Source organism: Chryseobacterium sp. POL2 (assembly GCF_011058315.1).
GTDB lineage: Bacteria > Bacteroidota > Bacteroidia > Flavobacteriales > Weeksellaceae > Soonwooa.
In genome coordinates this window covers 484,688-508,773 of sequence record NZ_CP049298.1, presented here as the reverse complement: position 1 = coordinate 508,773, position 24,086 = coordinate 484,688, and the positions used below count along the sequence as shown (strand labels likewise).

Sequence of the window (24,086 nt, the reverse complement as noted above, 5' to 3'; positions counted from 1 at the left end):
AAAAAATAAACAAAATAAAAAATATGCCAAGTAACTATCAGATAAAACATACTGTTCAATTTCCCGAGCAATCGGCTGTTCCAAAAGAGCAGTCCGATAATATTTTGTTTGATATTTTACTGGAGGATATATTGGATAATAAATCATATTGTCAGGAATTAATTAGAAATATCCTGAAACTTCCTTATGCTCAGTTGCCTGAATTCTTTTCTCATCATTGCGATTTGGTAGAAGATCCTATAAAATGGATTAACAAATTTGAAAAACTAATTTCTGAGAATGAGGAATCGTTTGTAAGTAGAACAATGCGTGGCAGAATGATGAAATGCTACACCATTATTGAGAGCAAACGAAAGGAATTAGAAATTACACGTAACCGTCACGCAAGACGAAAACCACCAATGCAATACATAAATGCTGAATGTGAAGAAAGGTATTTTTCATTCAGAGAAGTAAAAAGTAAAGTAAACGGTATGGAAGATTACACCGAAAAAATAATGTTTTTGACCAATGAAAAATTTGATTACGAACAGGCAAGTATCGATTTCATCAACCCCAAATTACCCGATTATTCTGATCAATGCCAGAAAGAAATAGACCAGATACAGCATTTAATTCGTTTAACCGATGAATTTTCTAAACAGCAAATGAGAAAAAATGCGGAGGGCATTCCGTTCAATAAACTAAAAATCAATTGCAACATCAATCAGCTCGTGGATATATTTTACCAGTTACATAGAGAGTTATTTGTAAATGGAAAGCCCATCCTGGACGGTAATATCAATGATTTTGTCGCAGTCATCGTCAATTCATTCGTAGATAAAAACGGACAGGAATTAAGTCCCGAAACCATCAAAACCGTTATCACACCTTCCAAATCCGACAAACGACCCAAACCACATAAGCGGATAGATATTGATAAGTTGCTCTAAATAAATATTGTCCCGAAAGACCATTTCGGGATTTTTTGACTTTGTATCGTTGCAGTCCTTTGCTTCCATAACCATAAAATTTTTAGAAAATGGAAGCAGTAATTTTATCAAAAGACCAGTACACCGAAATCATCGAAAAACTGGACGAACTCGTTAAGCGTATCAATGCCAAAAACGAACCTAAAAAAGATACGTTCCTAGACAATCAGGAATTTCTTTTGCTAATGAAGATTTCCAAACGTACCGCTCAAACCTGGCGTGATGAAGGTCGTATTTCGTTTTCACAAGTCGGAAACAAGATTTACTACAAATTATCTGATGTGGAAAAGCTCCTGCAGGAACACTACAACAAAGCGTTCGCTAAAAAATAGTGCTAACCTCAAAACATCAGAACTATGGTAGTAAGTATCTTTCAGAACTTCAATGAAGTGGTGCAAAACCAGAAAATCATTGAAGTATTACACGACATCAAGACAGGTAAATACATCAATGTGATTACCTATCTGCGGAAATCATTAGCCGAAAACAAAATTGAAGCGTATGAGCGGGTAAAGAAATCTTTGCCTGCTTTCACTCCGTCAGCAACTTTTAAAGGCGGACGAAAACCCGAATATCTTACCGCTTATAATCCTTTGTTGATATTGGATATTGATAAACTTTCCAAAGAACAATTACAGAAAGCTAAAGCATTGGCAAAAGAAGAACCTTATACTTTTTCCTGTTTTACAAGTCCGTCAGGTAATGGATTGAAGATTCTAGTTAAAGTTAATTCATCAAAGGAAAACCATAAAGAAGCATTTTTGATATTGCAAAAGCATTATGAAGAATTGCTTCAATTGCCTATTGATAAGTCTGGAAAGGACGTTACAAGACTGTGTTTTGTTTCGTACGATAACGATTTGTATCTGAATGAAAACGCAGAAATCTATCCGGTAATTTCAACCGAAGATGTACGACCTTATATAGATCAATCAAGGAAAGCTCTCGTAACAGAACCTATCAACAATGATTATTTAGCAGTATATGAACATTGCATACGATTTACGGAAAAGAAGGAAAGTTATATCAATGGCAATCGGAACAATTTTGTTCATCTGCTGGCAAATAATCTCAATCGTAAAGGTGTTCCATTAGCAGTAGCTACAGGATATATTTTGTCTGATTATGGATATGATGCTAATGAAGTAATGGCAACGGTAAAAAGTGCATACAGCAATACCAATGAACACAACAAAAACAATAACCCAGCCATTTCAAAGTCCGAAACCAGTAAAACCAAAGAGGATGATATGGAAGAGGAAGAAGAAAAGCCAAGTTATATTGACCGTTTGGAAACCTTTCTCGATTATCGGTATAACTTTCGGTACAACATCGTTACGGGAAAATTGGAATACAAAACCATCAAAGCCAATATCTGGAAACCCATTACCGATTTTGTCGAAAACTCCATTCTAAGAGAAATCCTCAAAGCAAAAGTAAAATGCAATATCAATACATTACGAAACTTGTTGCATTCCGATTATTGTCAGCAATATGATCCGTTCAGAGATTATTTTCAGAATTTAGAACCCAATGAAGATGAAGTTGATTATATCGATCAATTAGCCAATACAGTTAAAACCACGAAGCAGGAATTATGGCAGATATGTTTCAAAAAATGGTTTGTAGCGATGGTTGCCTGTGTAACGAATGACAAAGCCATCAATCAAACCGTAATTGTATTCAGCGGAAAACAAGGCGTAGGAAAAACAACCTGGATAGAACGATTAATACCGAGAGAACTTAAAGAATATATGTTTTCAGGAACGATAAACCCGAACAACAAAGATACACTCATCCATTTAGCCGAATGTATGTTGATTAACTTAGATGAATTAGAAAACCTGAACCGTACCGAAATCGGAACACTCAAAGAACTGATTACCAAAACCCATATCCGAATGAGAAAAGCGTACGGACATAACAATGAAACCTTACCTCGAAGAGCCTCATTTGCAGGAAGTGTAAACACCGCTCAGTTTTTGAATGACACCACAGGTTCACGCAGATTTTTATGTTTTGAAGTAGAACACATCGAATATACCCATAATATCGACATCAATATGGTGTATGCACAGGCAATCGAATTGTATAAAAATGGGTTCCGTTATTGGTTCAATCAGGAAGAAATCAAGGAAATAGATTTGAATAACGAGCAATACCAGATCCGAAGTCCGGAAGAAGAATTGCTATTAACCTGGTTTGATATTGCCGACAGAGAAACCGCTAATAATTTTTTGAACACCACACAAATCGCAGCCAAGTTAGCCGACAAAGCCAAACTCAATGTTACAGATGGAACGGTAATGAAATTAGGAAAAGCCTTAAAGAAATACGGTTATCTGCGATTGTCCAAAAAGAACGGATATGTGTATGCGGTAAAAGAACTGACCTGGGAAGAAGTCGAAAACAAGAACAAAGAAAAAGAACCACCACCAAAACCACCCGAACAATCAAGCATTTCGTTTGATAATCCGTAATGGTACAGTTTGCATTGGTTTACTTCGGTTGGAGTGGATAAGTAGGATAAGCATTTTTCAGCACAAACATTTTCATTTTTTGTACCGAAAAAAAAATCAAGCCAAAACAAATACAATCAAAGCAAACTAATCTTAACCCTTCATCTGTTTACACTATTATATTCCAATAAATCCGTTTTTGTATTCATTCGGAATAACAAAAAATCTTTTTCAGAAAATGAGCTTATCCTACTTACTTTTTTAATCAGGTGTAATCTGAAGCAACAGAAAAAAATAAGTTTTTGATTGCAAAAGAGGAAGAAATTAAGGGCTTATTGCAAATTAGGACTTAAGGGATTGTGCATACAGTGTGTGCATTATTTGATTACCATACAAAGTATTTACGATTTATTTGTCTAAAATCATATCATTTAGTGAGATGTTTTTATAAAACTACTTATATTTACTGTTTTAAACAGTTTCTCCTCATGAATAGGATAAAAGAAGTTTTAGAACAAAAAGGGATAAAGCAGGTTTGGCTGGCAGAACAACTTGGTAAAAGTTACAATATGGTTAATTCTTATGTTCAAAACCGCAGACAACCTAGTTTGGATATATTAAATCAAATAGCCGAAATACTTGATTTAGATGTAAAAGAACTGATTGTTTCCAACAAAGAGAAACAAATAGAAGAATACAAATAGTTGTATAAGAAAAAGCTTATAATGAATAGATTAGAAACAGAAATAATTCACTTGGATAGTCAATTGGACTTGTTGACTTCTTATGACCATAAAGTACCTCATATAACTAAATATATGGGTTCCAAGAGAAGTATTTTGGATTTTGTGATTGGTGCTATTAATGAAATATATACAGAAGGTAAAGTGTGCGATTTATTTGCGGGTACGAGTGTTTTATCTGGTGCTTTAGGTAAGTTGGTTCCAATCCATTCTAATGACATTCAAGAATATTCAGCAGTATTGTCTAAGACATATTTGTCAAATTATGATTGGCAACAATTTAGTAATACTCTATTAGAAGATATCTTGATCGCGGCAAGTGACCATGTTAAGGATTTCAAGGAGAAATATGCTAATTTGAATTATACTTATTCTGCTGAAATGACGATTAAAGAATTCGTCCAGTTAGAAAAGAAACAGCAAAAATTATTAGATCATAATTTTGATGGTTCATTATACCATTTGTTTACAAAATATTATTCTGGAACATATTGGTCATTCGAACAATGTTTATGGATTGATGCTTTGAGAAGGGTTGCAGAAGATTATAGAAATACTCCTGTCTACTATGTTATTCTTTCAAGCCTTATGTATAGTATGTCTTATTGCTCTCAAAGTACGGGACACTACGCACAATATCGCGATGCTAAAAGTGAGTCTTCTAAAAATGACATATTGATTTATCGTTTAAGAGACATTAGACCTTATTTTGAAACAAAATTCAATCAACTTAAACAACATCTGGGTGATAACAATCTTGATCATACAGTTACTTCATTAGATTACAGAAAATGTTTAGATAAAATAGAACCAGGAACTTTGGTTTATGCTGATCCTCCTTATGCATTTGTTCATTATTCCAGATTTTATCATGCTATAGAAACATTGGTGAAATACGATTATCCACAAGTTGATCATAAAGGAAGATACCGTTCAGATAGACACCAATCTCCTTTTGGAAGAAGAACAGAAGTGAAGAAAGCCTTTCAAGCTTTGTTTCTGGGAATTAAGAAGAAAAAATCAGATCTAATTCTTAGTTACAGTAATACTGGAATGATATCATTGGAAGAAATAATACAAATAGCAAAGGATAACATTGGTAAGAACTATGATGTGAGTTATAAAGAACAAGATTATAAGCACAGTACAATGGGACGTAGTGATGATAAATCCAAAGATGTTAAAGAATATTTAGTAATCGTTAAATTAAGATAATAGTAATGATTGATATTGATTTTACTAAGCTTAAGACTTCATGGACGAAGTACGATATTGTCCAAGTTATGGAAGTGATTCATAGTGTGGATACTATTGAGAGATTCAAGAAAAAAGAGGCTGGAATTGACGAACCTATTTTGAGATCATTCTTAGGGATTAAATCACTTGAAGATCCTACGCCAAGTTATTGGATAGAAATTCAGAAATATCCGAACGAAAAAAAGCTTTTTGCTTTTTTTGCTCTACTCTTTACACATGGAGGTGTTGTAAATGATTTTGCGGAAAAATATTCATCGGGAGAGATGAAAGGGGTATTTGTTGTTGAAGATAAACATAAGCAATACACAAACATTAGAAGTGCACTAGTTGAGTCTGGTGCAGCTGATCCTTCTTTTAGAAGAAAAGATAAAGTTCCTTACGAGTTTTCTCCTATTTTTCAAAATTCTGAAGTTGGTAAATTATTTAAACAGGTATTATTAGAAAGAATTTCAAGATTAGTAAATATTGATGAATTCTCTGATCAGGATTTTTATGATGTATGTTTAAATAATAATTTTCATAAAGCATTGAGTGTTTCCGAACAACAATTTAAAATGTGGATTGAAGGAGAAAATGTATCAGAAACAGGGTTTATCAAGTCAGTTAATATCTTAGATTTTCTATCTGTAGAAAATGTTTTATTAGATTTCAACAATTCAAAAGAAATTTATTTTCTAGGTGAAAACGGGGATGGGAAGTCACTAATATTAATGGCTACATATTTAGCTTTTAATGGAAATTTTATTACAGAAAAAACAGATCAGGAAAAAACTGGAAAAGCTTCGGACATTTTAAGAAACAATAAAAAAATTCAATTGTCTGCCATTGACGAATATGGCTCCGAATACAATCCCCAAAGAGGACTTTTTTTAAATAACTTTTTTGCCTATGGAACACATAGAGGTAGAGTTAGTACAGATAATCCCGAAGAGTATGGTTTTATGTCTTTGTTTGATAGTGACGAAACAATGATTAATCCAGTGTCTTGGCTCAAAGATCAAAAATTACTAGAACTAGAGAAAAGTTTAGACAAACATAATATGATAGCTGAAGAGAAAGATTTACCAAATTCTTTTTCAGTTGTTGAGCTAGAAGAAATGTTTTTTGATTTATTAGAAAGACATGTTGAAATAAAAATTGATGGTACAGGAGTAACATTTAAAGAGAAAAATGCGACCTTAACATTTGATCAACTTTCAGAAGGTTATAAAAGTATTTTAATATTCGTATCAGATTTGATTTACAGATTGAATAAAAATGCAAAAGAAGGTCAAAGCATTAAAGATTTAAAAGGGATTGTCCTAGTTGATGAAATTGATCTGCATTTACATCCTAAATGGCAAAGAATCGTTGTGAAAAAATTGCGTAGTATATTTCCAAATGTACAATTCATCTTCACTACTCATAGTCCTACAATTGTTCAGGGAGCTTCAGACGATGCAATTTTATATCGAGTTTATCGTAATCCGGAAGATGGGAAAACCAAAGTAAGTGATCCTTATTTTAGAAAAGATCTTAACCGATTAATGATTAATACACTTATTACCTCTCCTTTATTTGGTTTAGAGGACTCCCGTCTTAATTCAGAAGAAGATTATGCAGACACAAGTGAAACGTATTTGTTATATAGAATAAATCAACAACTAGAAAATACTTTAGCAGAACAAAGGGAAGCAGGTAAAATATTTTTGAGTGATGCTGATATAGATGCGATGATTCAGCAAATTATTAACGAAGAACTTGAGAATAAGAATGATAAAAAGAACTAAAAATTTAAATAGTATTCCTGAATCATTAAAACCCGCTTTTCCTGATTTATTTCCAGAGCGTATAGGGAGGAAAGTTGTTCCAGTTCCTCAGAAATCTAGAACTACACATTTACGAAGAATGGAAGTTATTGATATTGAACAGTATGTCAATCACGATAATTATAACTCACGATATAAACTGGATGATGTTAAAGAAGCTTTGAGCATTATATATAAAGGGAAATGTGCATTCTGTGAGCAAAAAGAGGAATTAACTCATGTGGAGCATTTTAGACCAAAAGACACATATTATTGGCTAGCGTTTTCTTGGGATAATTTACTCATGTCATGTCCAACATGTAATACACATAAAAGTACAAATTTTGAAATAGATGGTGTTGTAGTAAATTTTGAAAACACAGAATTAAACATCCGAAATATTAATTCTAGTTCAGCAATATATGACGCAATTGAGATTCCTAAAATGGTTAATCCTGAAGTAACTGATCCTAATGGTTTAATCTATTTTGAAAAAGATGGAAGTATAAAATCAGACAATCCTCGTTTTTTATATACTATTGAAACTTGTAAAATAGACAGAAAAAGTCTTAATGACAGTAGAAGAAGTGTTTTAGATCGATTTCGGGAGCATATTCGAGATGCTTTTATTATAAATGCCAACGAACACGATCAACAAATTGCTATAACTACTAATACAAGAAATTTCATTCGCGATTCAATAAACGAAAATGAAGACTTTTTAGCATTTAGGCGATTTGCAATTGCTAATGATTGGATGAATGACATCATTAAGGATATGAATTAAATTTTGATACGATTTGGTATCTGATTAATATAAGAATTTTATTATTTATGAATAAGTTTCAAATCAATCTGAATGTAGGCAATCGCTTTTGGACACCAAAAGGATTAGGAGCAATGGGTATGGAACCAACACAAGCTATTGCTGAGTTAGTTGCAAACTCACTTGATTGGCGTACTGAGAATGAAAATACGAAGCCTCTAATTCAGGTCATCATTTCTAAAAATTCGATAGAAGTAAAGGATAATGGAGTTGGGATGACTGCTGAAGAGCTGCAGAATGCTATTCAGGTTTCAGTAGCCAATGATAATTTACGACCATCTCTTCGTGTAAGAAAAGGAATGTTTGGAATGGGGATGAAAGTAGCTTGCTTGAGCTTAGGATGGAAAATCACAATTCATACCCGATCATTAAGTGAGAAAAATATAGAACATACACTTTTGCTAAATACTAGAGAATTAGATTCTGATGGTGTAAGCAATGAATATAGAAATAATATAACAGGTGAATCGACTGAAGAGCTATTGAATGGTCCTTTGAGTGATTGGACATCTGGAACTTCAATTCTAATTGAAGATTTAAGTCATCGTTCTTTGACAGCAGTTGCTGTAAGAGATTCTCTTCAAGAAATTTTTAGTCCTGAGATATCAATAGAAAATGTTAGCATACAAGTTATAGATAGGGAAAATGATATTGAGTATAATTGTGGAAAGATTGAAGTACCTGTTTATCCTGAAACAATTATCAAGCTGGACGAACTCAATCTATTCATCAATGATGAAGTAACTGGAAATCCTGTGCAAGTAAAAGGTTGGCTTGGATTAATGAAAACGAGCTCATCTGGTCTGGGGAAATGGGGTCTGCATCTTTTTAAAAATAATCAAGTAATAGAAAGATTCCATCAATTACCTAGTAGGTTGGGTGGTTTAATGCCTAAAAATCCACATCCAAAATTTGGTAGAACTTATGGAGAAATTCATTTGAATATGTGTGTGCCTTCATTTCACAAAGTTGGTTTTGATTATTCAAAAGAAAGCTGGAAGGAAGCTGCTGAAATTTTAGAATCTTCGATTACAACCATTATGCTAGCATCTGAAGAATTTAAAGCAGGTGATCATGAAAAGGTAAAAGAAACAATTAAAAAAGTTCAAAAGAATAAAAGAGCCATAAAAAAAGCTCTCTCAAATGTAATACCAACTGTAACGACTACAGAAAAGGTTGAAGCTCCAGAAAACGCTATTATTCTCACAACAGGAGATTGGTTTATAATTGTAGATCCTATCATAGATAAATTAGGTGAAAATGAAAAAAATAAGCCTTGGATTTATCATTTTAGAAAAGAATCCAGAGAATTGGCAATTATTATTAATGAAGAGTCTCCGATTCATAGAAACCTCATTAATAGCAATAGCGATGATAAAACTATTTCCCTTTTAGTAAGTTGGGCTATATCAGATTGTATTTTATTGCTATTATGTGAAGAGTTTGGTTACGAATTGAAGGATGCTGTTGCTTTTCGAGATGAGCAATTAGTTTGGTTAACATCTGAAAAAGGAGGGGGTGATGAAGGATAAACTAAAACTATTAGATACATCTATCCCTCTTCAAAAGCGATATGATGATTTTCTGCTTTGGCAGTCATCTATTAATCATGTTGTCATTGAATTTATGGCTCAAGAACTTAGACTTACTGTCAGTGAAGTTGCCGTATTTAATGAATTAGGTGAATTAGAAGAAGATGAATTTGATATTATAGATAAAACAGGATTTGATATCGGACTTCTTTTTATTGTGGTGAGAGCTCCTGAGAAAGTGAGAAGAATAATGTATGGTCGTTCTGAAGAAATTTTAAAATCTTCTCAACCTTTAACCTTTCTAAAAGAAATTGTTGATCAGCATAGTGATTATACCAGTATTGAAGAATTAGTAAAACAAATTTCTGGTGATTGTTTGAAATCTATAGCAAGTTATTTAAGACAAAGAAATATTGAGTCAGGTACAATTACAAAGAAGATACGAAGTCTGCTAGTTCAAGTGGGAAATAAAATTAATTCTGAAGACATAGTTAGTGACAAGCAAATAGCCTGGATAATTCGAGCGATTCAGCATGATTATGCACAGTCAATAGGAGTTTTTACGAATGAAACAATTAAGACGGATTTTCATGATGATTATCTAATAATAACTAAAGTTCATGAACATATAGAAAAGTATGAAACAGACTAATGCTGAGGTGTTTAGTAACATAATTTTCAGTCTCCCTAAACAAAGGGATGAAAAAAGCATTGAGGACTATTTAAATAATGTTTATAATGATTATTTAAATGAACTTAAAAAGTTTAATGGCGATTTGGGAAACCAAGTAAAATCTAAAATTCCATTTATAGAAGATCAAATTACAAAGATAAAAGCAAGTCTTGTATCTTATTTGCAAGGTTTTCCGTCCTTAGCTTATACTACTTTATCGGAAGCCTTAAATTTATTGGATAATATTAGTTATTTGCCAATACAAAAGGTAGATTTAAACACTTTTAATTCTCCATTTTATCGTGTGAGAATTTCTAACAATAAAACATTAAAAAAAGAAGAATTATTTCATATACCTTTTGAGATAAGAGAAAAAGTATCTACCCAACGATATAGCATTCCAGGTTTACCGTGTCTATATCTTGCCGATTCTATATTTGTATGTTGGGAAGAACTTGGGAGACCTGATATAAATACATTTCATGTAGCAAGAGCAGATCTTTCTCAATCAAAATTGAAATTTTTATTTTTTGACACTTCTCCAAACGAGATTAAAAAGAAATGTTTTCCAACTAAAAGCCCCGAAGGAAAATTATTAAACTTATTAATCCCCTATCTCTGTTATTGGCCAATTTTAGCAGCATGCTCGTTAATAGTAAAAAAACCTAATGAGGTGTTTAAACCAGAGTACATAATTCCACAATTACTTTTGCAATGGGTTGTATCAGATCAAAAAGTGGATGGAGTGGTTTATAAATCAAATAGAATAAAAGTTTCAAAACATAACATGGGAACTTTTCGGAATGTGGTGATTCCTGTAAAGAAGATTGAAGCGAAAGGAATATGTCCTCAATTGAAAAAGAAAATTAAACTTACCAACCCCATATCTCATCAACTTCTTGAAATATCAGGAAATAAGGCAAATACTAAAGCTGTTGAGGTGGCTGATTTGCAAAGAGCAATGTATATAGAATTGATTGAAGGAGAAAAATCGGCTTATTCAGAAACCATTTTTGGTAAGTTAGAAGAAAAGTTAAAAACGATACAAGCTAAGTATCTATAAAAAATATTTCCCCTCGCTCTGCCCACGCACAAAAAAAATACGGCTTTAGCCAGACGCCAACCGCACAAGCCCAATGCTTCGTCTGCCTTCTATGGCATTGCCGCCTTTTGCAACTGTCATACTTTTTGCGTTGTTTTTGCCAACGTTCCACAGCACATTGCCATCCTCGTTCCTGCGGTGGCAAAGAGCTGTCCAATACTAAAAAACAAAGCAAAAAGACACTTCACTCCAACCACCACCACCGTTCCGTTTATGCCAGTATGCAAATCGGCGGAAGCTAAGTTACATAATGTGGCATTATAGTACATTTTCCCCACGCTTATAGGCGACTATGCCAACGCTAAAATGTCCTATAATAACATTATGCAAAATAGCCAATGCCATAGTCTTCACCCCGAAAAAATATCCCTACGCTCAAAATCCAACGCTGATATTTTTCGGGGTTCAGAAGCCGTATTTTTTCTTCCCACCGCATAGCCCAAGCTTCTTTGCCACGCTCCCCACCACCCATTTTAGCGGTGCAGTAAAAAATAAAGCATTGATTGGTTGTTTTACCAATGTGCTGCATAAAGTGTTTAGTCATTTCACTTCATTACATTTCGGTAAGCTAAAACAAATTTACCTTCATTTACTCCGTTCCATTTCCGCATACCTTATTGCATCACCGCACAGCAAGCGTATTTCGTACCTCATACCCTTGCTTTTTGCCAACGCTTGAGAATATGGTATGCTTTATTTTTTACTGCGGAGTGTTTGCCCCATTGCCAACGCTCAAAAGGAAGTCATCGGACGTTTTCCAAAAGAAAAAAGAATAAAAAGGAAAGCAAAAGTAGGTGGCTCCGCACAATGCCAACGCTCAATAAAAAATCCAAAAGACTACGGCATAATGGCAAGGCAAATAAGGTGCTTCGCAAAGTAATTCTCATTGCCTTGCCACCCTTCGGGACTTATTCCGTTTCCTTTTGGCTTTTTTGCCCCGCCACCTTTGAAACGGCTTTCTTTTTTTTCTGTTTTTTTCTTTGTAAAAAAGTTTTGGTTTTCAGCCATGTCAAAGAATTAAACGGAGCTAATCTCAAAAATTGTGCGATATGAAAGCCGTTAAAATCTTTACTTACAATCCAAAAAATCAAAAATCAGAATTTGAATTTTACGCCTTATCCAAAGGTTTAAACAGTGGCAAACCATTAGATATACCTTGCCCGAATTGCTTTGTTATTTCGTGTCGTAATGCGGAAGAAAAGGACAGTTACAGCAGTCTGTTGTTTGGATTATGGAAGTCAAAAGCATTTCATAAACTCTTTGTCGGTTCGGTCATCCCTTTCATCCGTATTGCCGATTTTAAAAACTTCATTTTTGAGCAAATGTTACATCTGCAGGAAAAGCAAAAAGCCTATCAGAAAGATGTACAAAAGTTTAAAGCTTTGGAGCAAAAAGAGCGTGCAATGTATGAACAATTGCTTTTGATTTCAGAATTGAAACGTATTTACATTGCAAGGCATCTGAAACGATAATCTTTATCGTTTAATCCTTTGTTTGCACATATAAAGCCACATAAAGGACACATAACCGCACCTGATGGAAAAACGGGTGAAGTAAATCATTCCTGATTTTAGTGGAGTCTTTAATCACTTTTGTAAATTTGATGAAAATACATTTCATCAAATTATGGCTGTACTCATTAATAAAGAAGAATTACAAAAGGCTATTGAAACAAATTATAATAAGCTTAAAAATGAATTATCCATTATTCCTATTGAATTGACCTCTATAAAAGATCTTGAAGGACACGCAAAAGATACTACAATGAGTATCAATAATCTTATTTCTTACTTGATTGGGTGGGGAGAATTAGTGCTTAAATGAAATCGGAAAAAAGATAATAATGAGCCAGTAGATTTTCCTGAAACTGGGTATAAATGGAATGAACTTGGCAAGTTGGCTCAGAAGTTTTACAAAGATTATGAAGACATTGACTTTAATACATCGTGTAGTAAATTAGATGAAACGGTTTCTGAAATTCTTAATCTAATTGAGCAAAAATCTAATGCTGAATTATATGAGGTTTCCTGGTATGAGAAATGGACTTTAGGAAGAATGATTCAGTTTAACACGTCTTCGCCTTATACCAATGCAAGAGGGAGAATTCGCAAATGGAAAAAAGAACATAACATCAAATAAAAATCCTGCCCAAACGGACAGGATTTGCATCTTCAGAAAATCAGATCTGATTACTCAGGATTTTCTTTTTCTTTATCTTCGGAACTCATTGCCGTTTGAGCAATCGCAGTCGCCACCGTTCCGCCTAATAACACATAACCGGCTACGGTTACAATCGTTGCAGGTAAAGCTACCGGAGAAGCCAAAATCGCACCGCCTACGGCTGTTAATGTAATTCCCACATTCCGAATAATTTTAAACCATTTCGGAGTTGGAGCTTTCACACGCTCCACTAAATTTAAACTATCTTTTTTCATTGTCTTGAATTTTAAAATTGAAAATTGTTTTCGATACTAATGCCGTTTTGATTATCCTGTGCTAAGGCTAAAAGTTTTGGATAGATCATCTGGTAAGCATCTTTACTTCTTAATACCTGGTAATCGCCATTCACCATTTCAAAACCGAAACCACATAGCGGACAGCCTGCCGTTTGTCGGTAAGTGTTTCCAATGTGGATATACACAAAACTGAAATTCGGTAATCCGTTAATCTCAATCATTCCCTTGTGGAGCTTCGGGAACTTCTGCCGATACTCGGCATTCATTCCTCCCCAGGTGTTAAGCCTTAACGTGTAGTTTCCTTTTGGAATGGCAGTTTGCTTTGGTATTTTGACATCACGGATCTTATCTTCCAGTAAGTAACATTGAAAGATATTATCAATGTATAATTGGCTTAATGTACTTTGCCTGCCTTCGGCAACTCGTATGATTTTTGTACGCATTGTTTTTGATTTTAAGGGTTAAATAAAAAGCCCTCTTATATAGAAGGCTTTGATTAGTTTGCTTAAAAGGCATCTTCTATGCGTAAGCTGTTACCAGAATTGAGCGTGTAATAAGTACCGTTGACTTCCTGAAAGAATTCAATACCGATACATTGAATAACTGTTACGTTTGCTCCAAGCGTTGGTGTTCCCGGAAGTGTAGCGGTTAATGTTCCACCTGCATAATCCGCATTCAAAGGAATATAAGCCGAGTATTCAACGATATTCAATTCATTGTTTACAATATCATCAGGATCATATGTTCCTGTAGTCGCATTATAAACAAAATCAGAAACCACCGCTAATGCATTAACCAAGCGAAAATGTGTAGCACCAATTGGCGAAGCAATCAGATCCACAGGATTGAACGGTGCAACGATGAAATCGGCACTTTCACGACCTGCAGTGTGCTCTACATCATAAGGAGCATTGAAAACCGTACTCAGAGAAATTCCTTTGTTGAACTCAAAACCTAACAAATAGGTTCTTTGTGTTGAAATTTCGACTTTACGATAACCTCTGGCTTCCGTTCCGTCTTCCAAGTTGATTTTCTTCATTACGGACGTTAAACGTCCTGTAACCTTGCTATCTGCCATTTTGGACATCAACGAAGAAAGAGCGGTTCTTACCGATTTGCCAGCTCTGGCACATCCTCCAAATTCGTTCATATTCTCACGGGTACGTTCAAATTCGGGAGCAGTTTTGATTTGTTCAGCGGTGGGACCGCCAACCATTCCGGCGAAAAATCCTTTTTGACCTTTTATCTTGAAGTGTCGCACATCGCCAATCGTTCCGACATACTTCATAAGTCCTTTTTGTCTTGCCATTTTTCTAAAAATTAAAGAGTTAATAAATACTTTGCTGCAGCTATTACAAAGTTCATTCTCTCAATTTTCACGGACAATACACAGGATATTAGAATGTAATGCAATACGATGCTAACGCACCGAAAACACTAAAATGTTTGGGTTAAATTTGCAATTGGTGGAAAAAACAGGATGCAGATTAAGAATAAAAAGCGAAAAAACATAGCGTTCCAATGCCGGTAATTAACTATTTTTATACAGTAGATATTTATCAAATAAAAGGTTCTCAAAAGTTGTACTTATGTTGTACTTCTAAAAATAAAGTAAGCTAAAACCCTTTATTTACAAGCATCTACAAAGTAATTACCGATAATTGAGAGTTATCTGCAATCGCTTGACAAAAATTCTGCATAATAAATTGACAATGAAAATAGTTCAAATTTTATCAATTTTAATTTTACTAATTTTCAATAATTGCTCTAAGAAAATGGAAAATAATTTTAATTCTGAATATAATTATTCACTAAAACTTCCTGAAAATTGGAATGAATATGAAACCGAAGAAAAAAGTACAAATGCATTTTTTGATACAATAAAATGGACTGGAAATTTGAGAATAACTCTAATGAATTACAATATCGATAATCCAGATAATTTTCTAAATAAAATATTGATTGAAAAAGAAGGAGAAAATATTAATTGGAAAAATATCAGAGGAATTTATTACGTTGAAACTAAAAATAATGAAGAAATGAATTATTGGTATTTAATAGAAAATAATAAATTTTTCATTTGTTCATTTTTAGTTGGTAACTTAAAAGGAAAAAAAGAAATTGAAAATGAATTGATCAAAGTTGAAAATACTTTGAAAACACTAAAAACTAAATAATTGCGACTGCAGATAACAGTGTATTGGCAAAATGCGGGATTTTGTAAAAGTTGAAATTTTGTAAAAATATTCCGCCGAATGCTTTTCAATTCTGCGATTTTTTGTAAGTTAGCAGAAGTGAAAAAGCATCGGCTACGTTCGGTTCTGAATTGAACTTTTCGTCCAATCCAGCCCGCACTTCGCCAATACTTTTTCCGTTAGCCGTAATTTTATGAAAACTACCCTTTTATACTAACTAATATGAAGAAAATATTTTTTTTAAGCCTTATCTTAAGTTCTTTTGCATGTAGTTCGAGTCATGATGATTCTCAAAATTTTGACAACAATATTACTGGAATTTGGAAAATGGAAAAAACGTCTACAATTTCAGGTAGCGATATAGTTACAATAATAAGCGAGTATATTCCAGATGACTGCAAACAAAAAAGCACTTATGAATTCAATGTAAATGGGAAATATATAGTAAATGACTATAATTACGTTGGTCAAGATTGTCAACATATTAATAATGTCTCAAATTATACTTATTTAAGTTCTGAAAACAAATTAATTATTAATAATGCTGAATCGAAGATTATAGAACTAACAAATAATAAACTTGTAATTCTCGTTTCAGATGACTATGATTCAAATGGAGATGGAATTGATGATTATTTAAAATATACATTTAAAAAATAAAAACTACGGCTAACAGGGTATTGGCAAAATGCGGGTTTAAAGTCTAAATTGAACTATTTTTCGAATTTATACGCCGCTGCTTTTCATATTGTTTTTTTACTTAAATTAGACAATCTGAAAAAGCATCGGCTTCGCTCAGTCTGAATTGAACTTTCAGTCCTTCGAATTCCCACACTTCGCCAATACTTTTTAGTTATCTGCAAGCGTATCACAAAAAAACCGCACAAAATGAGAAAAAATGTCTTAATATTTTTTGCTTTATTAGCATCAATTTGTTTTTTACAGATAAACGCTAAAAAATTCTCTACAAATTATAAAAGTAATGTTCAAGACACTATTATTGTAAAACACAAAAATTCAATAGAAAAATCTTATGAAGTTGGGTTTTATTCAAAATCTTATAGTTATTATTGGATTGTTGGAAAAGACACTCTTGATTTTGCAATAAGCGCTCACGAATATGAAAGAGACAAATCTATGAGCATAAATATTTTTCACAAAAATCCCATTAATTTAAAAACTGCAATAAAAAATACGGAAAATTGTTTAACTCTAATTAAACAAGATTTTAACATTGAAAAACTTAATTACCTATATTTTACAAACACTTTTATTTATTATCCAGATATAGTTACAAAACTATCAAATGAATATAACGCAAAATATGGTAAAAAAAGAATTGAATATAAAGACTTAAACAAATTTCTTCTCAGTTCAATTTTTAATACCAAAATGAATGAGTTTCTAAAATTGCAAAATAAAAAAGTAATCGGTTATGGAATTGAAAAATTTAATTTAATCGATAAACAAAGTATGAAATATCAACTGCCAAATATGGACTTAAAAGATTATCCTGAATACTCAATAAGTGGAATGGGTATATCAGTAAAATTGGATAAAAAATAAAAAATACGCCTGCAGATAACATTGTATTGGCAAAATGCGGGGTTAAAGTCCAAGTTGAACTTTTTGTAATTTTTAGCCGCCAATATTTTCCAATTCCACTTTTTTGCTTAAATTAGTTCCATTGAAAAAATATTGGCTACGATTGGTCTAAATAGAACTTTTCGTTCCATTTAGCCCGCACTTCGCCAATACTTTTTCCGTTATAGGCAATTTTGCCAAAAAAAATCGTCCAACTATGACACATAAAGAACTCTTAAGAAAAGTAGAATGGAAAGATTTGAAAAAATTGACATTGAAAGAAATGTTGATTGAAAACAATTTGACAATTCCTTGGTTTCTAATCTCAATTACACTTGCATATTTTGGATATTACATTTTTGCATTACCATTTTCTGCTTTTTTCTTTTTAACAGGATTAAGACAAGTTCATAACGGATTTCATAATTCACTTGGAACAAACAAATTCTTGACTTGGCTATCTCTTTACCTCAACAGTATTTTAATGTTGGTGTCCATACATGCGGTTAAGTTTAATCATATAAGACACCACAAATATTGTTTATCAGAAGACGACTATGAAGGAAAATCTGCAAAAATGACTTGGTACGGAGCTATTTTGTATGGACCAGTGCATATGTTTTTGATACACAAAGTAACTTGGCAATTAGGAAACAAAAAATACAGAAGAAATATGGTTTTAGAACTCATTTCAATAGTAATATTTGTTTCGATTGTTTTTTACTTCAAAATAGATTTTTTAATTTATCACATAATAGTGATGATTGTAGGAGAATTTTTAATGGCTTTTTTCGCAGTTTGGACTGTACATCATGACACACACGAAAGCCCAGAATACGCAAGAACTCAACGAAGTTGGTGGAAAAACAAGTTAACTTTTAGTATGTTTTATCACTTAGAACATCATTTGTTTCCAGCCGTCCCAACGATAAAACTTCCCGAACTTGCTAAAAGAATTGATGAAGCATTGCCTGATATAGAAAAGAAAAACACATTCTAACAAATAAAAAAACTGCCGATAACATGGGTTTTGCAAAAGAGCGGGTTAAGTGCAAAATTCAACGTCTGTAATTCTATCACCGCATAAGCCATTTTTATTTCCTTTTTTGTAATTTAGTAAATAGAAAATGGCTTATGCTACGGTAGTGCTAAACTAAACTTTTGTGCTTTCTTTTCCGCTCCTTCGCAAAGCCCCAAAACGTTACACGCAATAGATTAGCGCGTTTTCGGATAATAATTTCTCTTTTTTTAACATTGCTATTTTTGGTTTTTATAAGAAAAAATTCAGTAGAAATATTGGGTTTAAAAAGTTCTTAAATTTTCTTGAAAACACTTTTCTCGACAAATAAATTTCGAGGTTTTTTCGCTTAAAATTTCGCGTGATTTTTAAGCTTCTTCTACTCTTTTCTTTTTATAATTGAAATTTTTCTCATTTGAAAAAATCAGAAAATATCAACTTCATAAACCATAGTTGAAAGTTTTGCCATTTTTTAAGATTTTCATAAAAATAACTTTTATTTTTTACGAATTTTCAATTTTACTTTTCGCAGAAACCATCGAGAAAAATTTCAGATAATTGAGTTTTAAATTTTGTTGGAAAAATGCAGTTTGAAAACTGGTTAAGTTTCGTTTTATTCTTTTGATTTGTTTGTAATTTAATTGCTCATAATTTTTTAGAACTATTTTTCAGCGTTGAAAAATTCTCAATTTCTACTGCGCGTAACAGTGTATTGGCAAAATGCGGAATTTTGAGAACGTTGAAATTTTGTAAAAATATTCCGCCGAATGCTTTTCAATTCTGCAATTTTTTGTAAGTTAGCAGAAGTGAAAAAGCATCGGCTACGTTTCTGAATTCTTGAACTTTCAGTCCTTCGAATTCCCGCACTTCGCCAATACTTTTTCCGTTACCTGCAATTTCATCAAAACAGCGTTTATGAAAGGAATTTTCAGAATTTTAATATTATCATTTTTCTTAATTTCTTGTGCTTCAAGTTCTAAAATTGAGAATGGAAATTACACGGAAAAAATTGATAACTTAAATATCAATTATACAGTAAGAGGAAAAGGTCCAATTATGCTTATTGGACATCCAAGTTCGGGAAAAATCGGTTACGAAATGACTTTAAAACCACTTGAAGAAAAATTCACAATGGTTTATTATGATTCTCGCGGAACAGGAAAGTCTGAAACACCAAAAAAAATTGAAGATTACACTCCTGCAAATTCCGTAAAAGAAATTGAATTGTTAAGAGAAAAACTTGGTGCAAAAAAGATTTGGTTGTTTGGACATTCAGACCAAAGTGCAATTGCTTTGCAATACGCAGTAGAATATCCAAATAATGTTTCGGGGATAATTTTATCAGGAACAAGTTATACAGGAAGTCAAAACGAATCTATTGAAAGAAGAAGAATTTCTGAAAACAAGAGGATAAAAGAATCTACATGGTTTGCTAAAGTTATTGAGGATTGGGATTACATGAATGCAAACAATACAATTTTTGACAAAAATGGAAATGACATTTCTACTGCAAGAACAAAATGGTGGACTTATAATGAAGAAACCTCTCAAAAAGTTATTCCAATTGTGAAAGAAATTACAAAAGCAGGACGAAGAAAACCAATCGGAAGTAATTATTATCAGGAAACACCCGAAGAACGCCAAAAATATTTGGAATTTCAGAAAAAGTTTAACAATTTAAAAACAAAAATTTTAATAATTAACGGAAAATATGACACAAACAATTTACCTGAATATGCAACAGAACTGCACTTCCGCTTACCAAACTCAAAATTGGTGATTATTGACAAAGCAGGTCATTTTCCCTGGATTGAACAGAGCGAAAATACTTTTAACGAGATAAATAAATGGCTTCGTGAATAAAGAAACTGCAGGTAACATTGTATTGGCAAAATGCGGGGTAAAGTGAAAATTGAAAAGCAGAAATATTAATCCGCTCATGCTTTTCAATTCTGCAATTTTTTGTAAGTTAGCATAATCGAAAAAGCATTCGCTACGTTTGGTCTTCCTTGAACTTTTTGTTCTTCGAAAGCCCGCACTTCGCCAATACTTTTTCCGTTAGCTGTAATAGTTCCCAAAATGCCGTTAAAAAATACTGTTATGAAAATATTTGTTCTAATTTTTACTTTTAGTTTTGCTTTAATTTCTGCTCAAACTCATCGCTTTATCTACGAATTCAAATATAAACAAAACCCAAAACAAACAGAATTTCAAAAAGTAAATATGACTTTAGATGTAAATCCTGAAAATGTGAAATTTTATAATTACCGTTATGTAGAAATCGACTCAACAAACATAACAAAAGGACAAAACAGTCAGCTTTGGGATAATTCTACAAATGTTATCGTTCGATCAAAAAATTCAAATACAAATAGTAATTATACTATGATTAATGATGTGTTTGTTTTTGACACAGAAGACAAAATTGATTGGAATCTCGATAAAGAAACCAAAAAATTTGAAAACTATACGTTACAAAAAGCGACCTCAAATTTTGGTGGCAGAAAATGGACAGCCTGGTTTTCTAAAGAAATAAATATTTCAGAAGGTCCATATAAATTTCGTGGTTTGCCTGGACTAATTTTCCAAATATATGATGACCAAAATAATTTTGATTTTACATTAGTGAAAAGTTTTAAATTGAATTCTACTTATAAAACGCCATTCATTGAAAGTTTTTATGGTCAAAAACCGATAAAAACAACCCAAGAAAACATAAATAAAATGTTGATGAATGAATATAATGATCCATATCACGAAACTCGTGAACAGTTCAAAAAAAATCCGAAAACGACTTTTAGCATTAATGGTACTGATATAAAAGACATCAGTCAATTTAAAGAATTGACCGAATCAAGACGAAAATTCATTCGTGAAAATAACAATCCTATTGAAATTGATAAAGCACTAAAATATCCACAAAACTAAAAAAAAACTACTACAGCTAACATTGTATTGGCAAAATGCGGGATGAAAGTCTAAGTTGAAAAATTTGTAAAATTTAGCCGCCAATATTTTTCCAATTTATCTATTTTGTTTAACTTAGCTAAAGTTGGAAAAAATATTGTCTCCGTTTGGTCTAAAATTGAACTAAAGTTCATTTTTAGCCCGCACTTCGCCAATACTTTTTCCGTTAGCTACAATCTCGCCAAAAATTTCGCAACAAATTGAATTTTAACGAATTGGATTTAACGGGCGTAAAATTTAATTTAAAAACATATTTCCTTTTCGTCCTTAACTTCAAAGTGAAGTAAATTGGAAATCTTATATCCAGATGAAAAATTTATTCATTCTCTCTACGCTTTTTCTCTTTGTAATTTCGTGTAATCGAAATGACAGTGAATCTGAAACTCAAAATTCCTATAATGGAAAATGGTTCGTAAAAACTATTGAAATCACCGAAATTTCGAGTTCTGGAAATTCCACTTCAACTCAAACATTGGGAGAGTGTCTTTCAAAAACAAATTTTAATATTTCCGCTCAAAATGTAATTTATCAAGAGTTTTCAAGTTGTGCGAATTATGAACAATTTAACGGATCTTATAATAATTCTTCAAAAAAGCTTATTCTTCATAATTATGAAAACCAAAATTCATATAATTATGATGTTGAGTTTTTCAAAGATGAGATGTTTTTAAAACATAGGGAAACAATAACTTATGGGAATCAAACAATAACTTATATATACACTTTAATCTGCAAAAAATAAAAAAAAAGACTGCAGCTAACATTGGTAACTGTTGCACAACTCCTTTTTTTTAGAAAATAGTTTTCAAAAACATGAAATTTTGACCTCTTTAGAAGCAATTTTAGAGAGGTTTTTTTTTAGTTGTAGTTCAAAATTCTAGAATTTGAATAGCTTAAAATCGAGTTTTTATAGACTGAAAAGGCGCGTTTTGAAAAAGCAAAGTTCTTCCCTTGTTTTAGAGATAGAACTTGGGCTAAAATACTTGGTTTTTTAATGGTAAAACGCATGTATTTCTTCAAGTTGTAGGTTAAACTTGCCATCAGTACATGTTTGTTTGCGTTTTTGATGCCTCGAGTGTTGACTCGTTTCATGTTGGTAAAGTTGATCAACGTTCCAATGACGGGTTCTACCGTTTTGCTTCGCACTCTAACCATTTTCTTGGCATATTTCTCGTTTTGGGTGAGTTTTTGATGCATACGGTCGTAATGTTCTTTGTGGATGCTGTCGTCTAGCTTTTTAAACTTGGTGCTTTTGCCACAGCATTGTTCTCTTAGTGGACAGTTTTTGCAATCTGTTTCACTGCTTCGGTACGTTCGTTTGGTGTAGCCTTTACTATCCATTTTTTCGCCTTTGAAAAGCAGTTTAGCTTGCTTACCTTCGGGTTTTGTGCATTGATAATAGTTTTCTTCTTTGTGGTAAGTAAAACCTTCTCGCTCTGATTTGTATTGTCCGAAGTTAGGGATGTAGGCGTTGATGTTTTTTTCGTGCAAATACGCCAATGCTTCGCCACTGCTGTAACCACCATCGGCTAAAAGTTCTTGTAATTCTATTCCGTTTTCCTTTAGGTTTTCTTCTGTGAGTTCTACAATTTGTTCTAAACACTGACTGTCGCGTTTATCCGCAAAATCTGAACACGCTCCTGTAATGACATGGTGCGCATCGTCAACTGCGATTTGTCCAAAATAATTTAATTGTCGCGCTTTGCCGGGTTTTACACTCACTCTAGCATCGCTATCTGTGGGAGAATAATGGGTGTGATTAGATAGGTATTTGGGACGGATGAGATTGCCGTTTTCATCTATCTGTCTACTATTGCTATTTGCTGGCATTCCTTTATACGCTTCTGCTTTCCAATCATGGTGGCGTTCAACGAGTTTCTTGCGGGTGGTAGTTACTTTGTATTCGCTGTTTTCTTCTAGTTCGTTTACAAAAGCACTGGCGTCTTCTAAAACTTCTTTCTCTACCAAGCTATCCATAGAAGCATTAGCTTTGATGAAAACGCTGTCCACCGCTTGTCGTTTACCACGAACCATATTTTTAGAAACGCACATTCTCAAGACTTCTTTAAACAAGTTTAAAAAGACTTCTTCGCCATACAAACCGCGAGTTCGGCTAATGGTACTGTGCCAAGGAAGCTGCTCATGTACATCATAACCTAAAAACAATCTTATCGACAAGCTATCACTACAAAAAGCTATCAACTGTCTATCTGAATTGATATTGTTTAAATATCCCACCAATAATATCTTAAAGAAAACAACAGGATCTATACTCTCTTGTCCTTCCTTACCATAATACTTTTGAGTTGCTTTATAAATGAAATCTAAATTGAGTTCGGATAACATTTTTCTATAAAAATTATCCTCTGGAACTAGGTCTAATAAATTGACCGAAACAAATAATTGTGGTGTAAAACTCTTCTTTCCTTGCATACATCAATTTACGAAATATCCCGTTTTTATACAAGTTTATTTGTATATTTGAGTTGTGCAACAAGCACATTGTATTGGCAAAA

24 protein-coding genes and 1 pseudogene are annotated in these 24,086 nt (G+C 32.8%); 19 read left to right on the top strand and 6 right to left on the bottom strand.

Going from position 1 to position 24,086, the window contains the following annotated elements:
* Window positions 1-23: 23 nt before the first annotated feature.
* The 10 genes from G6R40_RS02330 (at window position 24) to G6R40_RS02285 (ending at window position 11,311) form a co-directional block, all read left to right on the top strand.
* Window positions 24-932, top strand: coding sequence for a hypothetical protein (locus G6R40_RS02330; protein WP_165131178.1), 909 nt, complete (start codon window positions 24-26; stop codon window positions 930-932).
* Window positions 933-1,021: 89 nt separating this feature from the next.
* Window positions 1,022-1,303 carry a helix-turn-helix domain-containing protein gene (locus G6R40_RS02325; RefSeq protein ID WP_126729957.1) on the top strand — a complete coding sequence of 94 codons (282 nt, stop codon included), beginning with the start codon at window positions 1,022-1,024 and terminating at the stop codon, window positions 1,301-1,303.
* 24 nt (window positions 1,304-1,327) lie between these two features.
* Window positions 1,328-3,451 carry a VapE domain-containing protein gene (locus G6R40_RS02320; protein ID WP_165131176.1) on the top strand — a complete coding sequence of 708 codons (2,124 nt, stop codon included), beginning with the start codon at window positions 1,328-1,330 and terminating at the stop codon, window positions 3,449-3,451.
* A 467-nt stretch (window positions 3,452-3,918) separates the two neighbouring features.
* Complete coding sequence (locus G6R40_RS02315) at window positions 3,919-4,134, top strand: helix-turn-helix domain-containing protein (RefSeq protein WP_165131174.1); 216 nt, start codon at window positions 3,919-3,921, stop codon at window positions 4,132-4,134.
* A gap of 21 nt (window positions 4,135-4,155) precedes the next feature.
* Entirely contained in the window at window positions 4,156-5,388 is a 1,233-nt protein-coding gene (locus tag G6R40_RS02310; protein WP_228455898.1) for a DNA adenine methylase, read from the top strand.
* Between the two features lie 5 nt (window positions 5,389-5,393).
* Entirely contained in the window at window positions 5,394-7,199 is a 1,806-nt protein-coding gene (locus tag G6R40_RS02305; protein ID WP_165131172.1) for an AAA family ATPase, read from the top strand.
* Window positions 7,183-8,004, top strand: coding sequence for an HNH endonuclease (locus tag G6R40_RS02300; RefSeq protein WP_165131170.1), 822 nt, complete (start codon window positions 7,183-7,185; stop codon window positions 8,002-8,004). Before G6R40_RS02305 ends, G6R40_RS02300 begins: the two co-directional genes overlap by 17 nt.
* A 47-nt stretch (window positions 8,005-8,051) precedes the next feature.
* The gene (locus G6R40_RS02295; protein WP_165131168.1) at window positions 8,052-9,575 is read left to right on the top strand and encodes an ATP-binding protein; all 1,524 of its coding nucleotides are present in this window, start codon (window positions 8,052-8,054) and stop codon (window positions 9,573-9,575) included.
* On the top strand, window positions 9,565-10,227 hold the full coding sequence (locus tag G6R40_RS02290) for a hypothetical protein (protein ID WP_165131166.1): 663 nt from the start codon (window positions 9,565-9,567) through the stop codon (window positions 10,225-10,227). Before G6R40_RS02295 ends, G6R40_RS02290 begins: the two co-directional genes overlap by 11 nt.
* Entirely contained in the window at window positions 10,214-11,311 is a 1,098-nt protein-coding gene (locus G6R40_RS02285) for a hypothetical protein (protein WP_165131164.1), read from the top strand. The genes G6R40_RS02290 and G6R40_RS02285 overlap by 14 nt, the downstream gene beginning before the upstream one ends.
* A 361-nt stretch (window positions 11,312-11,672) precedes the next feature.
* Here the strand turns inward: G6R40_RS02285 and G6R40_RS02280 are convergent, their stop codons facing one another.
* Both G6R40_RS02280 and G6R40_RS02275 read right to left on the bottom strand, forming a co-directional pair.
* On the bottom strand, window positions 11,673-11,894 hold the full coding sequence (locus tag G6R40_RS02280) for a hypothetical protein (RefSeq protein ID WP_165131162.1): 222 nt from the start codon (window positions 11,892-11,894) through the stop codon (window positions 11,673-11,675).
* A gap of 293 nt (window positions 11,895-12,187) precedes the next feature.
* Entirely contained in the window at window positions 12,188-12,358 is a 171-nt protein-coding gene (locus tag G6R40_RS02275) for a hypothetical protein (RefSeq protein ID WP_165131160.1), read from the bottom strand.
* Window positions 12,359-12,399: 41 nt separating this feature from the next.
* On the opposite strand from G6R40_RS02275, the gene G6R40_RS02270 reads away from it, so the two are divergent.
* Together G6R40_RS02270 and G6R40_RS02265 are read left to right on the top strand one after the other, a co-directional pair.
* Window positions 12,400-12,822, top strand: coding sequence for a DUF6943 family protein (locus G6R40_RS02270; protein WP_165131158.1), 423 nt, complete (start codon window positions 12,400-12,402; stop codon window positions 12,820-12,822).
* A 154-nt stretch (window positions 12,823-12,976) separates the two neighbouring features.
* Window positions 12,977-13,489 (top strand): annotated as a pseudogene (locus G6R40_RS02265) (ClbS/DfsB family four-helix bundle protein).
* Window positions 13,490-13,539: 50 nt separating this feature from the next.
* Here G6R40_RS02265 and G6R40_RS02260 read toward each other — a convergent pair.
* From G6R40_RS02260 to G6R40_RS02250, 3 genes are all read right to left on the bottom strand, one after another.
* Entirely contained in the window at window positions 13,540-13,785 is a 246-nt protein-coding gene (locus G6R40_RS02260) for a hypothetical protein (protein WP_165131156.1), read from the bottom strand.
* Between the two features lie 11 nt (window positions 13,786-13,796).
* Entirely contained in the window at window positions 13,797-14,249 is a 453-nt protein-coding gene (locus G6R40_RS02255; protein ID WP_165131155.1) for a DUF5675 family protein, read from the bottom strand.
* Window positions 14,250-14,311: 62 nt separating this feature from the next.
* Window positions 14,312-15,115: a hypothetical protein gene (locus G6R40_RS02250; RefSeq protein WP_165131154.1), complete on the bottom strand. Its 804-nt coding sequence runs from the start codon at window positions 15,113-15,115 to the stop codon at window positions 14,312-14,314.
* A 403-nt stretch (window positions 15,116-15,518) separates the two neighbouring features.
* On the opposite strand from G6R40_RS02250, the gene G6R40_RS02245 reads away from it, so the two are divergent.
* The 7 genes from G6R40_RS02245 to G6R40_RS02215 all read left to right on the top strand — a co-directional run bounded on the left by G6R40_RS02245 (window position 15,519) and on the right by G6R40_RS02215 (window position 22,312).
* On the top strand, window positions 15,519-15,983 hold the full coding sequence (locus tag G6R40_RS02245; protein ID WP_165131153.1) for a DUF3805 domain-containing protein: 465 nt from the start codon (window positions 15,519-15,521) through the stop codon (window positions 15,981-15,983).
* Between the two features lie 240 nt (window positions 15,984-16,223).
* Window positions 16,224-16,661, top strand: a complete 438-nt coding sequence (locus G6R40_RS02240; RefSeq protein ID WP_165131152.1) for a lipocalin family protein — start codon at window positions 16,224-16,226, stop codon at window positions 16,659-16,661.
* A 228-nt stretch (window positions 16,662-16,889) separates the two neighbouring features.
* Window positions 16,890-17,567, top strand: a complete 678-nt coding sequence (locus G6R40_RS02235; RefSeq protein WP_165131151.1) for a hypothetical protein — start codon at window positions 16,890-16,892, stop codon at window positions 17,565-17,567.
* 235 nt (window positions 17,568-17,802) lie between these two features.
* On the top strand, window positions 17,803-18,585 hold the full coding sequence (locus tag G6R40_RS02230; RefSeq protein ID WP_165131150.1) for a fatty acid desaturase family protein: 783 nt from the start codon (window positions 17,803-17,805) through the stop codon (window positions 18,583-18,585).
* A 933-nt stretch (window positions 18,586-19,518) separates the two neighbouring features.
* Window positions 19,519-20,466, top strand: coding sequence for an alpha/beta fold hydrolase (locus G6R40_RS02225; protein WP_165131149.1), 948 nt, complete (start codon window positions 19,519-19,521; stop codon window positions 20,464-20,466).
* Window positions 20,467-20,703: 237 nt separating this feature from the next.
* The gene (locus G6R40_RS02220; protein WP_165131147.1) at window positions 20,704-21,531 is read left to right on the top strand and encodes a GLPGLI family protein; all 828 of its coding nucleotides are present in this window, start codon (window positions 20,704-20,706) and stop codon (window positions 21,529-21,531) included.
* Between the two features lie 346 nt (window positions 21,532-21,877).
* Window positions 21,878-22,312, top strand: a complete 435-nt coding sequence (locus G6R40_RS02215; RefSeq protein WP_165131145.1) for a hypothetical protein — start codon at window positions 21,878-21,880, stop codon at window positions 22,310-22,312.
* Window positions 22,313-22,428: 116 nt separating this feature from the next.
* Here G6R40_RS02215 and G6R40_RS02210 read toward each other — a convergent pair whose 3' ends face one another.
* Entirely contained in the window at window positions 22,429-24,003 is a 1,575-nt protein-coding gene (locus G6R40_RS02210) for an IS1182 family transposase (RefSeq protein ID WP_165131100.1), read from the bottom strand.
* Between the last annotated feature and the right edge of the window lie 83 nt (window positions 24,004-24,086).

What these genes read in the sequence shown, in the direction of transcription:
- G6R40_RS02330 (WP_165131178.1), top strand. Translation starts at nt 24, where the DNA reads ATGCCAAGTAACTATCAGATAAAACATACTGTTCAATTTCCCGAGCAA.
- G6R40_RS02325 (WP_126729957.1), top strand. Translation starts at nt 1,022, where the DNA reads ATGGAAGCAGTAATTTTATCAAAAGACCAGTACACCGAAATCATCGAA.
- G6R40_RS02320 (WP_165131176.1), top strand. Translation starts at nt 1,328, where the DNA reads ATGGTAGTAAGTATCTTTCAGAACTTCAATGAAGTGGTGCAAAACCAG.
- G6R40_RS02315 (WP_165131174.1), top strand. Translation starts at nt 3,919, where the DNA reads ATGAATAGGATAAAAGAAGTTTTAGAACAAAAAGGGATAAAGCAGGTT.
- G6R40_RS02310 (WP_228455898.1), top strand. Translation starts at nt 4,156, where the DNA reads ATGAATAGATTAGAAACAGAAATAATTCACTTGGATAGTCAATTGGAC.
- G6R40_RS02305 (WP_165131172.1), top strand. Translation starts at nt 5,394, where the DNA reads ATGATTGATATTGATTTTACTAAGCTTAAGACTTCATGGACGAAGTAC.
- G6R40_RS02300 (WP_165131170.1), top strand. Translation starts at nt 7,183, where the DNA reads ATGATAAAAAGAACTAAAAATTTAAATAGTATTCCTGAATCATTAAAA.
- G6R40_RS02295 (WP_165131168.1), top strand. Translation starts at nt 8,052, where the DNA reads ATGAATAAGTTTCAAATCAATCTGAATGTAGGCAATCGCTTTTGGACA.
- G6R40_RS02290 (WP_165131166.1), top strand. Translation starts at nt 9,565, where the DNA reads ATGAAGGATAAACTAAAACTATTAGATACATCTATCCCTCTTCAAAAG.
- G6R40_RS02285 (WP_165131164.1), top strand. Translation starts at nt 10,214, where the DNA reads ATGAAACAGACTAATGCTGAGGTGTTTAGTAACATAATTTTCAGTCTC.
- G6R40_RS02280 (WP_165131162.1), bottom strand. Translation starts at nt 11,894, where the DNA reads ATGACTAAACACTTTATGCAGCACATTGGTAAAACAACCAATCAATGC.
- G6R40_RS02275 (WP_165131160.1), bottom strand. Translation starts at nt 12,358, where the DNA reads ATGGCTGAAAACCAAAACTTTTTTACAAAGAAAAAAACAGAAAAAAAA.
- G6R40_RS02270 (WP_165131158.1), top strand. Translation starts at nt 12,400, where the DNA reads ATGAAAGCCGTTAAAATCTTTACTTACAATCCAAAAAATCAAAAATCA.
- G6R40_RS02260 (WP_165131156.1), bottom strand. Translation starts at nt 13,785, where the DNA reads ATGAAAAAAGATAGTTTAAATTTAGTGGAGCGTGTGAAAGCTCCAACT.
- G6R40_RS02255 (WP_165131155.1), bottom strand. Translation starts at nt 14,249, where the DNA reads ATGCGTACAAAAATCATACGAGTTGCCGAAGGCAGGCAAAGTACATTA.
- G6R40_RS02250 (WP_165131154.1), bottom strand. Translation starts at nt 15,115, where the DNA reads ATGGCAAGACAAAAAGGACTTATGAAGTATGTCGGAACGATTGGCGAT.
- G6R40_RS02245 (WP_165131153.1), top strand. Translation starts at nt 15,519, where the DNA reads ATGAAAATAGTTCAAATTTTATCAATTTTAATTTTACTAATTTTCAAT.
- G6R40_RS02240 (WP_165131152.1), top strand. Translation starts at nt 16,224, where the DNA reads ATGAAGAAAATATTTTTTTTAAGCCTTATCTTAAGTTCTTTTGCATGT.
- G6R40_RS02235 (WP_165131151.1), top strand. Translation starts at nt 16,890, where the DNA reads ATGAGAAAAAATGTCTTAATATTTTTTGCTTTATTAGCATCAATTTGT.
- G6R40_RS02230 (WP_165131150.1), top strand. Translation starts at nt 17,803, where the DNA reads ATGACACATAAAGAACTCTTAAGAAAAGTAGAATGGAAAGATTTGAAA.
- G6R40_RS02225 (WP_165131149.1), top strand. Translation starts at nt 19,519, where the DNA reads ATGAAAGGAATTTTCAGAATTTTAATATTATCATTTTTCTTAATTTCT.
- G6R40_RS02220 (WP_165131147.1), top strand. Translation starts at nt 20,704, where the DNA reads ATGAAAATATTTGTTCTAATTTTTACTTTTAGTTTTGCTTTAATTTCT.
- G6R40_RS02215 (WP_165131145.1), top strand. Translation starts at nt 21,878, where the DNA reads ATGAAAAATTTATTCATTCTCTCTACGCTTTTTCTCTTTGTAATTTCG.
- G6R40_RS02210 (WP_165131100.1), bottom strand. Translation starts at nt 24,003, where the DNA reads ATGCAAGGAAAGAAGAGTTTTACACCACAATTATTTGTTTCGGTCAAT.